The organism is Ferrovibrio sp., from assembly GCF_046297895.1.
Taxonomy (GTDB): domain Bacteria; phylum Pseudomonadota; class Alphaproteobacteria; order Ferrovibrionales; family Ferrovibrionaceae; genus Ferrovibrio.
In genome coordinates, this window is record NZ_JBKBHC010000006.1 from 221769 (window position 1) to 237058 (window position 15290).

At 62.2% G+C, this 15290-nt stretch carries 15 protein-coding genes and 1 tRNA gene; 6 read left to right on the forward strand and 10 right to left on the reverse strand.

Features of this window, described 5'->3' with window-relative positions; translation table 11 throughout:
• Positions 1 to 89: 89 nt before the first annotated feature.
• Both ACK4FK_RS12190 and ACK4FK_RS12195 read right to left on the reverse strand, forming a co-directional pair.
• Entirely contained in the window at positions 90 to 2057 is a 1968-nt protein-coding gene (locus ACK4FK_RS12190) for a glycosyltransferase (RefSeq protein ID WP_409745233.1), read from the reverse strand.
• A 5-nt stretch (positions 2058 to 2062) separates the two neighbouring features.
• Entirely contained in the window at positions 2063 to 3286 is a 1224-nt protein-coding gene (locus tag ACK4FK_RS12195; RefSeq protein WP_409745234.1) for an HlyD family efflux transporter periplasmic adaptor subunit, read from the reverse strand.
• 336 nt (positions 3287 to 3622) lie between these two features.
• Between ACK4FK_RS12195 and ACK4FK_RS12200 the strand changes: the two genes are divergently transcribed.
• Genes ACK4FK_RS12200 through ACK4FK_RS12210 form a run of 3 tightly spaced genes read left to right on the forward strand, consistent with a single transcriptional unit; the run spans position 3623 to position 7052 of the window.
• The gene (locus ACK4FK_RS12200; protein ID WP_409745235.1) at positions 3623 to 4882 is read left to right on the forward strand and encodes an MFS transporter; all 1260 of its coding nucleotides are present in this window, start codon (positions 3623 to 3625) and stop codon (positions 4880 to 4882) included.
• A gap of 40 nt (positions 4883 to 4922) precedes the next feature.
• Positions 4923 to 5765: a sterol desaturase family protein gene (locus tag ACK4FK_RS12205; RefSeq protein WP_409745236.1), complete on the forward strand. Its 843-nt coding sequence runs from the start codon at positions 4923 to 4925 to the stop codon at positions 5763 to 5765.
• 9 nt (positions 5766 to 5774) lie between these two features.
• Positions 5775 to 7052, forward strand: a complete 1278-nt coding sequence (locus ACK4FK_RS12210) for an adenylate/guanylate cyclase domain-containing protein (RefSeq protein ID WP_409745237.1) — start codon at positions 5775 to 5777, stop codon at positions 7050 to 7052.
• On the opposite strand, the gene ACK4FK_RS12215 is transcribed toward ACK4FK_RS12210, so the two are convergent.
• The 3 genes from ACK4FK_RS12215 to ACK4FK_RS12225 form a co-directional block, all read right to left on the reverse strand.
• Positions 7031 to 7513 (reverse strand): PAS domain-containing protein, encoded by a 483-nt coding sequence (locus ACK4FK_RS12215; RefSeq protein ID WP_409745238.1) that lies wholly within the window; start codon positions 7511 to 7513, stop codon positions 7031 to 7033. The genes ACK4FK_RS12210 and ACK4FK_RS12215 overlap by 22 nt on opposite strands.
• 414 nt (positions 7514 to 7927) lie before the next feature.
• On the reverse strand, positions 7928 to 8284 hold the full coding sequence (locus ACK4FK_RS12220; RefSeq protein WP_409745239.1) for a hypothetical protein: 357 nt from the start codon (positions 8282 to 8284) through the stop codon (positions 7928 to 7930).
• On the reverse strand, positions 8259 to 8555 hold the full coding sequence (locus ACK4FK_RS12225) for a hypothetical protein (protein ID WP_409745240.1): 297 nt from the start codon (positions 8553 to 8555) through the stop codon (positions 8259 to 8261). The genes ACK4FK_RS12220 and ACK4FK_RS12225 overlap by 26 nt, the downstream gene beginning before the upstream one ends.
• Positions 8556 to 8859: 304 nt before the next feature.
• Here ACK4FK_RS12225 and ACK4FK_RS12230 point away from each other — a divergent pair, with 304 nt between their 5' ends.
• A complete protein-coding gene (locus tag ACK4FK_RS12230) occupies positions 8860 to 9714 on the forward strand; it encodes a sulfite exporter TauE/SafE family protein (protein WP_409745241.1) in 855 nt (284 codons plus the stop codon).
• Positions 9715 to 9805: 91 nt separating this feature from the next.
• Complete coding sequence (locus ACK4FK_RS12235; protein WP_409745242.1) at positions 9806 to 11272, forward strand: diguanylate cyclase; 1467 nt, start codon at positions 9806 to 9808, stop codon at positions 11270 to 11272.
• A 4-nt stretch (positions 11273 to 11276) separates the two neighbouring features.
• Here ACK4FK_RS12235 and ACK4FK_RS12240 read toward each other — a convergent pair whose 3' ends face one another.
• The gene (locus ACK4FK_RS12240) at positions 11277 to 12446 is read right to left on the reverse strand and encodes an MFS transporter (RefSeq protein ID WP_409745243.1); all 1170 of its coding nucleotides are present in this window, start codon (positions 12444 to 12446) and stop codon (positions 11277 to 11279) included.
• A 48-nt stretch (positions 12447 to 12494) separates the two neighbouring features.
• Between ACK4FK_RS12240 and ACK4FK_RS12245 the strand changes: the two genes are divergently transcribed.
• Entirely contained in the window at positions 12495 to 13019 is a 525-nt protein-coding gene (locus ACK4FK_RS12245) for an Lrp/AsnC family transcriptional regulator (RefSeq protein WP_409745244.1), read from the forward strand.
• Positions 13020 to 13068: 49 nt separating this feature from the next.
• Here the strand turns inward: ACK4FK_RS12245 and ACK4FK_RS12250 are convergent.
• The 4 genes from ACK4FK_RS12250 to ACK4FK_RS12265 form a co-directional block, all read right to left on the reverse strand.
• Positions 13069 to 13158 (reverse strand) — tRNA-Ser (locus ACK4FK_RS12250).
• Between the two features lie 57 nt (positions 13159 to 13215).
• Positions 13216 to 13752, reverse strand: a complete 537-nt coding sequence (locus tag ACK4FK_RS12255; RefSeq protein WP_409745245.1) for a PAS domain-containing protein — start codon at positions 13750 to 13752, stop codon at positions 13216 to 13218.
• Positions 13753 to 13860: 108 nt separating this feature from the next.
• Positions 13861 to 14682, reverse strand: coding sequence for an MBL fold metallo-hydrolase (locus ACK4FK_RS12260; RefSeq protein ID WP_409745246.1), 822 nt, complete (start codon positions 14680 to 14682; stop codon positions 13861 to 13863).
• A 112-nt stretch (positions 14683 to 14794) separates the two neighbouring features.
• Positions 14795 to 15289, reverse strand: a complete 495-nt coding sequence (locus ACK4FK_RS12265; RefSeq protein WP_409745247.1) for a hypothetical protein — start codon at positions 15287 to 15289, stop codon at positions 14795 to 14797.
• Between the last annotated feature and the right edge of the window lies 1 nt (position 15290).

A 15290-nucleotide genomic window follows, 5' to 3' on the forward strand; every position in this document is an offset into this window, starting at 1 on the left:
ATTTTTTGCCATTATTCAGCAAAGACGAGGGGCGGCATTTGAAATGGATCAAATTCGCGGCGGAATTTGGCCTATTTTTACGATAACCCTCAACGCATGCCCAAGACCCGCTTGAACAGCTCGCCCAGCGCGGCACCGATCTCGGCCTGCCGCGCGACGCTGTCATACGGGCCGGTATAGAGCTTGGTGATGATCGCCTCGCGGGGTGCCCCGGCGCCGAAACGCACATGCACATGCTGGCCGCCGGCGCTGGTGGTATGGGCCGTTGCCGGACCGATCCCCTCGATTTGCAGGATAACATCGGCATCGCGCAGGGCGGGCGCCATGTCAGGGCCAACCTCCAGCCGCGCGCCCGAGACCGACATGTCGAGCAGCCGCACGGGCTCGAGCTTGCCGCGCCACAGCAGGGTGGCGGGTTCGTTGAGGTCAAAGCGCTCCTCGCGGCGCATACGTGGGCGCTCGACGGCCAGCAGCATCACCAAAGCCAGGATCAGCAGATTCCAGCAGCTCCAGAAGGTGTATAGCTTGGGGTCGCCGCCATCGGACTGCAGGCCTCCGACCAGCGAGGCACGATAGGACAGGATGGCGAAGGCGGTCAGCGCAAAGAGCGTTCCTGCCTCCAGCATCACCGGCCAGTTGATCTGCACGCGATCGGTAAGCATGCCCTTGGCGGTGACGCGGAAAGGCTGCGACTTTCGGAACAGCAGCGCTTTCCATACGGCAGGCGCCACCCGCGAGGCGCAGACGAATTCTGTCAGGTCGGTCAGCAGCGGCATGATGCGCCCGCCGGAAATCCAGACGAACAGCGCCGTGGATGAAATGAAAGCAGGCAGGAAGTGATAGGCATAGTCGGCGGCATCGGCGCGGAGGATGGCGATGCCAAAGAACCAGTAGAGCAGCGGCGCGATCAAGCCGAACAGGCAGAAAGTGGGCAGGCTGATCCAGTAATTGGCGGTTTCCAGGAACAGCATCCGCTGCAGGAAACTCAAGTTGTTGCGGCCGAAGGGACCGCATTGCACAAACAGGGACTGGATCGCGCCGATGCCCCAGCGGCTGCGCTGCTTGATATATTCGCCGATGGTTTCCGGCGCCAGGCCATTAGATAGCTTCTCGTTCAGATACCGTGTGACATAACCGGCATCGATCAGCTTGAAGCTGAGCAGGATATCCTCGGTGATGGTTTCCGTGGGATAGCCGCCGATCGCCTCGATGGCAGCGCGGCGCGCCACGAACGAGGTGCCGCAGCAATACGAAACATCCCAGCCATCCTTGGCCGGCTGCAACGTGTCGAAGAAAAAGCGCTGCTCGTCGACCCAGGATTCCGACAGCATGAAATTATGCTGCAGCATGTTGGGGTTGAAGAAGAATTGCGGGGTCTGCACCAGTGCCACCTTCGGGTCGTCGAAGAAGCCGGTGACGCGGCGCAGGAAATGGCGTTTGGGCACGAAATCGGCATCCAGCACCATGATCAGCGGCGCGCCGGTTTCGACCTTAGAGATTTCAAGCGCATTATTCAGATTGCCGGCCTTCGCGCCGCTGTTGCCGTCTCGCCGCAGGTAGCGTACGCCCAGCCGTTCGCATTTCTCGCGCAGCCAGTCGCGCCGGGTATCGTCCAGCACCCAGACGGTGAAATTCGGGTAATCCAGCGCACGGGCACCAAGAATGGTGCGCTCCAGCACCTCCCATCCCTCGTTGTAGGTTGGAATGAAGACGTCCACCGCCGGCAGGCTGTGGTTGGCTTCGCGGCTGGCGCGTTCAAAGGCGTCGGCAGCGGGGGAATTGTCGCGATGCCGCCAGAAGGTCAGCAGACACATGTAGGTGCTGAAGGCCAGCATCATTTCCAGCATGAGGAAAAGCAGGCCGAATGCGAAATCCGCCGGTTGCGCGGGCGGCGGCAGCGTCTCCGTGATGCGCCACCAGAAATACCGCAGGCTGAGGCAGAAGACGGCGAGGATCAGTCCGCGCCGCGCGATCATGCTGGTCGGCCGGACCACCGGCAGCAGCAGGATTGCGCCGGCGAGCAGCGCAAGCCCGGGCAGCAGGGCGAGATAGTCCATCCTGGTCAGCCGGCTAGCCGCCGGCCGATCTGGTCGATCAGGGTATTGCTGTGGCGCAGCCGGCCGGTGCGGCCTATCGGGCAGGCTTCTGCCGCCTCCTCGAATTCGACAGCGAAAATCCAGCGGATCTGATCGCTGCCCGTGCCTCCGGCCAGCGCAAATTCGCGGCGGTCGGCATCCTGGTCGCTACGCAGACCAACCATGCGGGCGTTATAGCGCGCCATCTGGCCGTTGCGTTCGAATTCCACAACGACGCTGTCGCCCAGCGACAGGGTTTCGTCGCTGCGACGATCGCGCGCCACCTCGAAGAAGATGCGGCTGCAATCAGCCACCTGGGCCAGAGGTGCGCTGATGCCTATGGTGCTGTCATTGCTTTCCAACTGGCGCCAGAGAATGCCATCCACGGGCGACTGAATCACGGCCTCGCCCATCTGTTCCCGGCGGCGGCGCTCAGCCTCGATCTGACGCTGCACCTGTCCTTGTTCAGCGATCAGGTCCGCCAGCCGCGTCTCCAGCGTCAGGCGTTGCAGATTCACCTCGTCGCGGCGTTGCTCGGAATAGGGGGCGTTGTTGTAAGAGTCGCTCAGGTAAACGCCCTGTTCGGCGGCGGCACGTTCCTGGCGCAGACGCCCCAGGGTCTGTCGCTGCGCCGCCAGTTCGGCCTGGGCCACGTCAGCCTCGGCGCGACGTCGATCCAGTTCCGCGCCGCTGGCATAGTTTTTGGCGGCGAGGGGAGCGACGCGCTTCAACTGTGCGTCGAGCAGACGGGCATTGGCCTCGGCCTGACGCAGGCGCGCTTCGGCTTCGGCGATTTGTGCCGTGAGGTTGTTGACCACGGCATCGCGGAAAGTCCGGCTCTGCTGGGCAAGACGCAAGGCGAAAGGCTCCAGCGCGGCGATCTGCTGCCTCAGGCCGGCGATGCGCTCGCCGAGGCTGTCATTCTGGGCCTCTAGATTGGCCAGCCGCACATCGCGCTCCGGCGGGTCGCGCAGGGTGGCCAACGTCTGTCCACGCTGGACACGATCGCCGACGCGGACATCGCCGAAACTGATCTGACCCTCGATCGGCGCGCGCAGCGTGACCAACTCGGCATTGACGCGGCCAACCGGGTACTGGCTGAACACCACGCCGGGCAGCAGCGCGTAGCCGAACAGGCCCAGCAAGAAGACGCCCAGGGCGATGCGGAGCAGCCGGCCGACGCTGCGCGGTTTGGACTTGATCGAGGACATGTACATTTTGGGTTCGTAATCCGGAAACACTGAGAGCCTGTTTAGCGGGCTATTTGAATTTCACGTCATTAAAATACCGTAAGTAGTTTTTTCCCGCGGGACGGAAATGGTTATTAATTCATTTATTTCTTCTACTTAGCCAATTACACTTGCTCAATCGGAAGAGGCAAGCTGAGCAGAAAGGAAGAGAAAAATCCACTATGCGGTGTATTTGGCTTGGCCGCCTCAGCCTCGCCGCATTTTCGTGGCCGGTTCAGCGGCAGAAGAAATTTTTGCGCAGCGGCTCACGGCGGGCGTCGGTCGCTCGCCGCAAGACGGAACGGAGTGGAACGACGAATGATGTCATCGCTTGCGCCGGTCGGCGCGCTCCTGCTCAGCGTCGCCCTGCTGCTCACCGGCAACGGATTGCAGGGCACCCTGCTGCCGGTTCGTGCCAACCTGGAAAGTTTTGGTGCGATGTCGATCGGTGTCCTGGGGTCGGCCTATTACGTCGGCTTCGTTGCCGGCTGCCTGCTGACGCCGCGCCTGATCCGGCGCGTGGGCCATATCCGCCTGTTCGCCGCGATGGTCTCTACTGCCTCGGTCGTGCCGCTGGTGCATGCCATCCTGGTGCAGCCGGCGCCCTGGTGGCTGTTGCGCGGCCTGACAGGGTTCTGCATGGCCGGACTGTACCTGATCATCGAGAGCTGGCTGAATGAACGGGCGACGCGCGAGAACCGAGGCCTTATTTTCACCACCTATACCACGGTGAACTTCTCGGTGATCACGATGGGCCAGATGCTGATGCTGGCGGACGATCCGCTGCGCTTCCATCTGTTCAGCCTGGCCTCGATACTGGTTTCGCTGGCCGCCGTGCCGGTGGCAATGACGCGCTCGCCGGCGCCGGCGCCGATTTCTTCGACACGGCTGTCGCTGGGCAAGATCTACAAAGTCTCTCCGGTGGGGGTAGCCGGCGTGCTGACGGTTGGCCTGGCCAATGGGGCCTTCTGGGCGCTTGGGCCGGCCTTCGCTGCGCAAACCGGGCTGGGGGTTTCGCAGGTGGCATGGTTCATGAGCGCCACGGTGATCGGCGGTGCGCTGTCGCAATGGCCTTTCGGCCGCCTGTCAGACCGCATGGATCGTCGTCATACCATCCTGATCGCCTGCGCCTGCGCGGCAGGGGCTGGATTGTTGATCGTTTTCGGTTATGCCGTGTGGCCGGCGCTGCTGCCGGTGGCGGCCTTTCTGTTCGGCGTATTCTCATTCCCGCTTTATGCGCTAAGTGCCGCCCACACCAACGATATGGCGAAAGATGCCGATTTTGTTGCCATCGCCGGTGGCCTGCTGCTGATCAATGGCGCCGGCTCGGTGATTGGCCCATTGATCGCAGGCATTGCCATGGATCGTCTTGGCCCGCTGGGATTGTTCGGGTTCACGGCGGTGATCCACACCTCTATGGCAGTATTCGCACTGTACCGCATGCGCCAGCGCGCCGCGCCGCCGCAAGCGGAAAAGACCGACTTCGTGCCTATGCCATCCACCGCACCGGTACGGGCCGATCTGGATCCGCGCGCGGAAGAGGAGAGCAGGGGGGCGCGCGACCGCGGAGGGGCATGACGGCATTCGTCAAGCCGGCGATCCGGTCTAGATTGCAGTCATGGCTGACCTGATCCTTGCGCATGAGCCGACCATCCGCCTTGCCGCCTACCTCGGCATCCTGGCCGCGTTGGCCGGCGCCGAGATTCTGGCGCCGCGCCGGCCGTTGCGCCATGCGAGGTTGCATCGCTGGCCAGCCAATCTGGGCATTGCCGCGCTCAATACTCTGATGCTGCGGCTGGTGGCTCCAGGCGCGGCCGTTGGGGTGGCGATCTGGGCCTCAGAGCAGGGCATCGGGGTGTTCAACCTCATAGCTGTGCCCGGCTGGCTCGCCGTTCTGGCCTGCATACTCGTGCTGGACCTGGTCATCTATGGCCAGCATGTCGCCTTTCACGCCTTTGCGCCGTTTTGGCGCCTGCATCGCATGCACCATGCCGACCTCGATATCGACGTCACCAGCGGTGCGCGGTTTCATCCGGCTGAAATCCTGCTTTCGCTTGGCATCAAGCTGGCTGCTGTTCTTGCCCTGGGCGCGCCGGCCCTGAGCGTGCTGCTGTTCGAGTTGCTGCTCAACGCCACCTCGATGTTCAGCCATGCCAACCTGGCACTGTCGTCGCAGGGCGACCGGATGCTGCGGCAGGTACTGGTCACGCCGGACATGCACCGGGTGCATCACTCCTGGCACCGCGATGAAACCGACAGCAATTTTGGTTTCTGCCTGTCATGGTGGGACAGGCTGTTCGGCACCTACCGCGACCAGCCGCGCGATGGCCATCAGGGCATGACGATCGGTCTGCCAGCCTTCCGCGATCCGGGCGATTTGCGCCTGGATCGCATGCTGCTCCAGCCGTTGCGGGGCGAAAACGTGCCATCGTCACAGGAAAATTCGGACCAGAACGTGTAGGATGGCGCCATGATGATTCCCAATACCGATCCGATGCCGCCCAGCGACATTCCCATTGCCATGTGGCTGGTCCAGTCAGGCCTGGACAATGTGCCGCCCGAGCGGCTGGTAACCCACTTCTGCTCTGCGGCCCTGGAGGCGGGCATTCCGCTGCGCAGAGTCTTCATCGGCACGGCGACGCTTCACCCCCTGATGCGGGCGCATGGCTATATCTGGAATGCTGAGGGTGGTCTGGTCGGTAACGAGGGCATGCCGCATCGTGATCCCGATGACGAACCGCCGGCGTGGCAGGCCAGCCCGCTGCGCCACATGCTGGCCAATGACGTGCTCGAAATGCGCCGGCGCCTGACTGGGCCGGAAGCGACGTTCGATTTTCCGGTTCTGGATGAGTTCGCGGAGCAGGGACTGACCGACTGGTTCGCGCTGGCGCATGATTTCGGCTGGGATTTCGACAAGACGCTGATGGTGACCGACCGTTACGCCGGCATCGGCATGATCAGTTCCTTCGCCACGGCCGAGCCGGCAGGGTTCAGCGAGGACCAGTTGACGCGGCTGCGCCGTCTGGTGCGGCTGCTGGCATTGGCCATGAAGGCTTCGGTGTTGACGCGCCTCAGCCGCGACGTGGCTGCGGCCTATCTGGGCAGCGACGCCGCCAGCCGCGTGTTGAGCGGGGCGATCCGGCGCGGCATGGCGCAGAAGATCGATGCGGCGATCCTGTACGCCGACCTGAGGGGGTTCACGGCACTGGCCGATCGGCTGGCGATCGAGCCGCTGACGGAAACGCTGAATGCCTATTTCGATTGCCTCGGGCCGGCCATCGAGCGCCATGGCGGTCAGGTGCTGAAATTCCTCGGTGATGGGTTGCTGGCGAGCTTTCAGTTGCATGGCGGCCAGGATGCCGGGCCGGTCTGTCGCGCGGTGCTCGCCGCCGCCGACGAGGCACAAGCCGCTGTTGCCACGCTGAATGCCGCACGCCGGAAAGCCGGGCAGCCGGCTCTGGCGCTGGATATCGCCCTGCATCGCGGCGAGGTGATGTACGGCAATGTGGGGACCGGCGCGCGTTTGGATTTCACCCTGATCGGGCCGGCGGTGAACGAGGTTGCCCGTCTTGAAAACCTTTGTGCCTCGCTGGACCGCAGCCTGGTGGTCTCCGCCTCTTTCGCCCATGCTGCCGGGCCGGGGCTGGGCCTTGTCCCGCTGGGTTTCCATGCCTTGCGTGGCCTGCCGGAGCCCCAGGAGGTTTTCGGTCGCGAACGGGTCGTCGCTCAGCCTGTCGGCATGATATAGCCGATCACCTGGTCGACGCTGTCGCTGGCATCGGTGGCGATGGGCAGGAAGAGGCCATCGAAGCTATGATAGGCACGGTTGGCGTGCCGGAAGGTGCCGAATACCCGCGCCGGCCGTTTGTGCTCCGCCACCCAGCCGAAACAGTATTTCATCTCGGCAAGCGAGGTCGGGTCGTAGAGTTCGTCGAAATAGCGTCCTGTCGCGTCGCGCCCGCTGCGATCGGCCAATTCGGTGCCGACCAGTCGATAACGATAGCGCGGTTCCCCACTGTCGGTGTGTTCGATATCCGCGATCACCAGATTGCCGAGATAGCGGCGCAGTGAAATAGGATCGAAGGCGGTGCGGTCGGGCAGGCCGGCGGAACTGCGGTTGGCTTGCCAGTAAGCCAGCAGATCCTGCGCCGCCGGCAGCAGGTGCCGCAAATCCGGATCGAGAACGAGGCCGATATTGGGACCTGTCATTCTGACCTGCCCTTCTCCCTAGACAAAACAACTATAAGCGGCGGGTTAGGCACGGCAATAGCGAAAGATCGCAGTGACCTTACGAAGTTGCAATGCAGTCGCCGCAGAAACGAGCGTGGACAAACAAATGCTGCCGTCTGGATTGACCAGCGCCGCCGTGATCCGCTTTCGCATCCACAGAAGTTAAGAAACGGTCAAAGCCTGGGGCGAATAAGGCAAAAATGTGAATTCTCAATAACCTGCATTAAGCGGGCTTGAAACCTCCGCCAGAGCGCTTATCTTGTTCCCCAGGTCGTCAAGACCACGATGATCGCCGCCCGTAACGCGGGATGCAGTGACCCGCCGGCGTATCATCGAGCATTCCCCGATATCCCCTACAATGTGCGATGTCGTAACCTTTCGGTATCCCGGCGTCTATTTGACGCTGGCGATCCGGAAGGTGTGGGAGTCTCCGTCCGGTTCCGTGATCGTCACATACTCGCCCGGACGGAAAAGGTGGCGATCGAGCCTGTAGATCGCCTCGTCGTCGGCGTCTCCCGGCTCATAGGAAAATGCCCAGCCCTGACGGGTGTGGATCAGTTCGCCGTGGCGGTCGTCTGCACCGGCCCAGAAGCGGCGAACCCGGCAATCCGCACGTTGTTTGCGCCAGGCTTCGGCATCCAGGTGGCCATCCATGTCCAGCGGCGCTTTCAGATCATAACCATGGGCGGCGCTGCCCTCAGGAAAATCAGGGTTGCGGGCCAGTTCAAGGCGAATGGTCTTCAGGGTCATGGACGGCCTTTCCTTTCGGTGGATAGCGTTTGACGAATTCTGACAGGATCAGTTTCAGGGCGAGGGCATGCGGGGCATCTCCGCGCGTCTTGGCAGCGGCGATATCGTCGAGAATGATGCGGCGTATCCGCATCTCGCCGTCGGGCGTGGCGAGCAGGTAGTTGCCGAATTCGGCTGCGACGATCTGTGGGATATGCTCGTGCTCTGCGATGGCGTCGATTTCGGCCTGGGTCAGCCGGCAAAAGGCCAGACAGTCTTCATAGCTCAGCATGGGTGCCTCGTGTTCCCAGCAGCGGACGGAGGCACTCTAGCTACCCGGCGGTCTTGCGCATTGATTCACCGCAACTGTGGCAGGTGATCATTTTTTACGCTGATGCCGGTCGAGGCATGCCGGAAAAACGGCGCCTACTCGTTAATTGTATGCAAAATATCGGGTGGATATGGCTACTGAGGGTTGCTCCCGTCCGGCACACCCCCGACAATCCCGCTGCAGCCAAGGGCGAGTCTGTGCAGGCGTCCCCGGTCTGATGGCTGTGTCCTTTGTCGTTGTCAGCCCTCAACGCGAGTGTTTGCATATGATTTTCGGCCTTCCGTTTTCCGAACTGGCATGGCTGGCCGTGGCGCTGCTGGCGGCCGGTGCCATTACTGGCATTCTTGCCGGTGTTTTCGGGGTCGGCGGCGGTGCCGTGGTGGTGCCGGTGCTTTACGAACTGTTCGTGATCATTGGCATACCGGAAGAGGTGCGCATGCCCCTCTGCGTCGGTACCTCCCTGGCGGTGATCATTCCGACCTCGATCCGCTCGTTCAACGCCCACCGGCGCAAGGGTGCGGTCGATATGTCGATCGTGAAAATCTGGGCCGTGCCGGTGATCCTCGGCGTAGTGCTTGGCAGCTATGCGGCCCGGTTTGCGCCGGCCGATGTGTTCAAGGCGGTGTTTGTGGTGGTGGCGGGCGTATCTGCCTTTCGCCTGCTGTTCGGCCGCGAGTCCTGGAAAATCAGCGACACCATGCCGGGCAATGCCGTCATGCGTGGCTACGGCCTGCTGATCGGCGTGCTGTCCTCGCTGATGGGTATCGGCGGCGGCCAGCTCTCCAACCTGTTCATGACCTTCTACGGCCGTCCGATCCACCAGGCGGTGGCGACGTCATCGGGACTTGGCGTGCTGATCTCCATTCCCGGCGCCATCGGCTATATCTATGCCGGCTGGCCGAAGGCTGCGGATTTCCCCGACGTCATAGCCCTGCAGCCACCCTTGGCGCTGGGTTATGTGTCATTGATCGGCTTCATCCTGTTCGTGCCAACCAGCATCTGGACCGCGCCGATCGGTGCCCGGCTGGCCCACGCCCTGCCCAAACGGAAACTCGAGGTCTTGTTCGGTCTCTTCCTCGCGGTTGTTTGCGCCAGGTTCGTGTTCAGCTTTTTCTTCTGATCCGGGTCAAAAAACGCTCTCCCGTCCCTGTACGAGACACCCGCAGCGCGGGTAATTTCGTCCGGTATATGCGGGGGCGGACCGAGGGGTCATGGTATTCGGTATCTTGGACCGGCGGCGTCTGGTCATCATTGTCAGCATCCTTTTGATCGGCGGCTTCCTGGTGACATCCCTGGCCAGCTATTTCGTGTCGCGGCAGTCGCTGCGCCATGCCGTGATCGATACCGAACTGCCGCTGACCTCCGACAACATCTATTCCGAAATCCAGAAGGACCTGATCCAGCCGATCCTCATCTCGTCGGTGATGGCCACCGACACCTTCCTGCGCAACTGGGTGCTGGACGGCGAGCGGGATGAAAGCCATGTCATCCAGTATCTGAATGACATCAAGCAGCGTTACGGCGCCTTCACCAGTTTCTTCGTCTCCGAGCAGACCCGCCGCTATTATCATGCCGACAGCGTGCTCAAGACGGTGCAGGAAACCGAACCACGCGATGAATGGTATTTCCGCGTACGGCAGATGACCGCGCCTTACGAGATCAATGTCGATCCTGACCTGGCCAATCAGGACGCCATGACAATCTTCATCAATTACCGCGTGCTGGACTATCAGGACAATTTCATCGGCGCCACCGGCATCGGCCTGACGGTCAATGCCGTGCGCGGACTGATCAACGATTACCAGCGCCGGTTCGGCCGCACCGTTTATTTCGCCGACCAGGCCGGCCGCATCGTGCTGATCGGAGAAGGCGAGGCAGTACCGGAACAGAATATCGCGCAGCGCGGCAACCTGGCCGCACTGATGCCGCAATGGTCGCGGATGGAAACCCGCAGTCTGGAATACGATTACAACGGCAAGACCCGTTTCCTCAATGTGCGTTTCATACCAGAGCTTGGCTGGTATCTGCTGGTCGAAAAGGACGCTGACGGCGATCTCGCCGAAATCCGCAACGCATTGTATGTCAATCTCGCCATCTGTCTGATCATCACCATTCTCGTGCTTGTGGCGACATGGATGACGGTCACACGTTTCCAGAAACGGCTTGATGCGATGGCGACCACAGACAAGCTCACTGGCCTGGCGACGCGGCATGCCTTCGACATTCTGCAGCAACAGGCAGTGCGCGATGCCAGCAGGCTGGCACAGCCCATGGCGGCGATCATGGTTGACATCGATCACTTCAAGGCGATCAACGATGAATTCGGTCACCCGGCCGGCGACCGCGTGCTTTGTGGCGTGGCAAATGCGATCCGCGCCAGCCTGCGCTCCTCCGACATCATTTGCCGCTGGGGCGGCGATGAATTCCAGGTCGCTCTACGCAACTGCGACCTGATCAATGCCGAGCGCGTGGCCGAAACGATCCGTCAGACCGTGGAAAATGCCGGCTTCAGCTATGAGGGACATAGCATTCCAGCGACGGTAAGCGTAGGCGTAGCCGTGCTGCGGGCGAGCGAGGATGTGCAAAGTCTGACCGGGCGCGCCGATGCGGCGCTATATCAAGCCAAACAGAGCGGCCGCAACTGTGTGCGGTCGGAAGAAGCCGTGACGGCTGGCTGAGTGTTCAGCGCCGCGCCGCGGCTGCCGCTAAAGCCGCGATGAGCATCAAGCCTGCCGCTGCCAGCGGCAGGATGTGGAAAGCCACGCCATCATAGACCGCACCGAAGCCGATCGTGCCGACGAAGAGTGCCACATAGGTGACGCCGCTGTTGAGGCCCATGATGGCACCGCGCCTGTCTGGGGCGAGGGCAGTCAGCCGCATGATAAGCAGGTTCAGTCCGGCATGGTTGGCAAGTCCCCAGAGAAAGACGATTGCCAGCAGAGCAACATATGAGCCGCTTGCCGCTGCCATCATGGCATAAATGCCTGCCACGATCAGGAAGGCCGGCGCCAGAAGCCTGCCCGCGCCGAAGCGGTCGATGAAGCGGTCGAGAAACGCCGAACTGCCAAAGCCAATGCCGTAGAAGACCGCAATCACGCCATTGGCGCTGACAGGCAGGCCGAGTGTGGTGTGCAGATGGTCGCCGAGAAAAGCATAGACACCATAGAAAGCGGCCATGAAAACCGAACAGGCAAGCAGCAGGGGCGCCACACCCGGCACGCCGAGCGCCGCCAGCGGCGATGTTGTCTTGCCGGAGAAGACCTCGTGGGCGGGACTGAACCGAACGGCAGCGCAGACGACCAGCGTTGCGGCGGCGATCACGGCATAGATTGTCCGCCAACCGGCAAAGTCGGCGATTGCAGCCGACAAGGGAACGCCTGCCACCATGCTCAGTGTCCAGCCGGTCAGGACCAGGCCGATCGTCTCGCTCTCTCGTCCCGCCGGGGCGATCAGCGAGGCCAGCGTATAGATGGCGGGCAGGGCGATGCCGGTTGCAATGCCGACAACGAACTGGGTTGCCACCAGCACCGCAAGAACCGGTGCGACCGCGCTGCCGGCGAGCCCGGCGGCAAGCAGCACGAGTGCGGAGATCAGCATGCGGCGCGGGCCGTGGCGGTCGATCAGTCGGCCCAGGAATACGGCGCTTGCCGCCGTGCCGAGGCCGAAGGCGGCTGAGGCAGTCATTATGGCGGGTACGGTCGCGGCCAGGTTTTGCGCCACTTCCGGTGCGATTGGTCCAAGTGCCAGCGAGTTGGAGCCGATGACGCCAATGCAGGTGGTGAGCACCAAGGCAAACGGCGGGATGCGCGTCCGGCCTGACAGGCTGGAAATCGATTGATCTATGTTCGTCATTTTCACATATTTACAGAATAAAATTCTGCCACAACGAGGAATACCGGAATGAACAAAAATACAGATGACATTCGGCGCAAACGCATGGCCGAGCGCGATCTCGATGCGATGGACCGAAAGCTATTAGGCGTTCTGGTAGAGGACGCGACGACGAGTTATGCCGACCTGGGCGAGCGGGTCGGCCTTTCGCCGCCTGCCGTACATGAACGCGTCAAGCGACTCAGGCGTTCAGGCGTAATCCGCCGCATGGCGGCATTGATCGATCCCGAGGCGCTGGGCAAAACCCTGCTTGCCTTCGTGCATGTCGATACCACAGGCTGGGGCAAGACCACGGCTCTGCTTGCGATCGAGGAATGCCCCGAGGTGGAGGAGATTCACTCGGTTGCCGGCGATACCTGCATGCTTCTGAAGGTTCGTGCCGAGAACACCCATGCTCTGGAAGGGTTGCTGGCGCGGCTCTACGATACACCCGGTGTCAAGGCGACGCGCAGCTATGTCGTGCTATCAACCTATCTGGAACGGCCGGTACAGCCGGGCGCGACACGCCAATGGCCTGCCCTGGTAAAGGGCTGAGTGAATGCCACAATACACGATAGGATTCTGTCTCGGATGAGGCCGGGTTTGGCGGATGGGGTGAGATTCGAACTCACGGTACCGTTCCCGGTACGGCGGTTTTCAAGACCGCTGCCTTAAACCACTCGGCCACCCATCCCGCAGCATGGCGGCGGTGATACGGCGGGGAGCGGCGGCCGTCAACCGCCAGCCTGGCTCAGGACGAGAGGGAGCGCATGCTGGCCGGATCGGCGGCCTTGAAGAAGCTGTCCACGGTCTTCCCGTCGCGGCTGAGCGGCAGGATAAGCCGCACGTAGGACCACATGCGGTCATTGATGGTGATGTAGCTGCGCCGGGCCAGCGAGGGGCGGCGCGACTGGGCCACGGCCAAAGCAGCCGTCACCACGGCATTGGCATCATCGGCATGGAAAAAATCGTCGGTGGTCAGCCCCTTCATTTCACGGCCATGCTTGGCGCAAACCTCGGTTCCGGCCAGACGGATACGCAGGCGGGCTCGCAGGCCGGCCTCCTCAAGATCGAGCAGCATGACATAGGGTAGCAGGTCGCGCGGCAGGCCGAGCGGGTCGAGCCGGGCCGGCAGGCAGCCGTTGGCTTCGATTGAGGTCTGCCACACGGCTGTGGCCTGCTGCAGCAGCGGATAGGCGGCCAGATCCGAGATCGGCAGGTCATGGTGTTCGCCGGTTTTCAGCCAAGCCGTATTGGCGGTTGGGGGAAGGCGGCTGTAAGCATTCATTTTCAAAGCTCGGGTTGCGATTGCATACATCGTTATACGCAGTCGCCGCCCTTCCGGATCACGTCGCCGGATCCTGGAAAATCGCGAAAAACTCTAATACGGGCTGGGTTAATGTGGACCAGGCAGGACAACCACGGTGGGCTTTTTCGGCAGTGTTGCGCGCGACACCACTAGGCCTGGCCCCTCGTTCAGCCTGATCTCGTGGCTGTCGCGCAGGCGGGCCAGAAAACGTTCCAGCGTGCTTTCGCTGAAATAATGCATCGGGATCAGCAGCGGCGCGCCGATCTGAGCGATCACCTCCTGCATATCGAAAATGTTCAGCGTGAAACCGCCATCGACCGGCACCATCAGCACATCGATCTTGCCCAGGTCAGCCAGATGGCCGGGCGTCAGCTTGTGATGCAGGTGGCCCAGATGGGCGATGCAGAGTTGCGAGACGTCGAAGATGAAGATCGAGTTGCCGTCGTATTCCGTGCCGCTGCCGTAATTGCGCAGGTTGGTGGGCACGTTGCGCACACGTATGTCCTTGTATTGCACATTATGGCGCGCCGGCTTGCCCTGATGCGTCCAGCCGCGCAGCACATGAACGATGCCCGGTTCCGGACTGTCGGTGAAATGCGTGCTGTGGGCGTAGTTCATGGTCACGATATCGGGCCGCACTGGCGGGCGGATATAGTCGTTGTAATCGGTGGCAGCCGAGACGCCCTGTGGGCTTTCGATCAGGAAGGTGGCGTGACCGACAAAGGTGATGCGGGCCGTGTTTGGTGCCGCCGCTGCCAGGCGGAAACTCGCCGGCATGGCCTGCGCTGCCGGTCGTGCGGCGACCGCGCCAAGGCAGGCCGCCAGCGACGGTATGGGCAGCAGGGCTAGGCCCGGAGCAAGAAGCGCGACACACAAAGCCACGAGACGCGAAACCGGACCATGCCGCATGGCAGTCACCTCGGGATCAGAACGGTGTGCTGCCTTGGATTATAGGCCGGAACGCGCGGCTGCCCAGCAGGGAATGGCGGGGCATGGGGGAAGGGAAGCGCTGCCGCTTTTTTCAGCGGCGGCAAAGGGGGATTTCATTGGCCAGCAGGCTGCCCTGCAATTTGACGTAATACTGGAAGCCTTTCAGCTTTTCCGTCTTGATCCGTTCGATCACGTCATAGGTGGCCTTGCAGACTGCATCGTTGACCTGCACCGCCTTCATGGTCGCCACGATGGAATCGGTTTCCCATTGTGCGGCCTGGCTACGGTTCGGATAGATGCGGGCGATCGCCTGTCGCCTCAGGTCGACGGCGGCCCGCAGGCGCTCGGCATTTTCCTGGTCGAAGGCATACCAGTCATCCAGGTATACTTGGCCGCCGGGATCAATCTGCACGCAGCGGCGCAGGATTTCGCGCAACTGCACGCCGGTGCGCACTTCAGCTTCCGCCTCGGCCTCCTTCGGCGTGAAGCACGGTCCGGGGCCGCGATTCCGTTGCGGCTGTTGCTGGGCCAGGGCGGAGGACGTCATCAGCACCAGCAGTAGGGCGGCGAGCGAGCGGCGCATCATG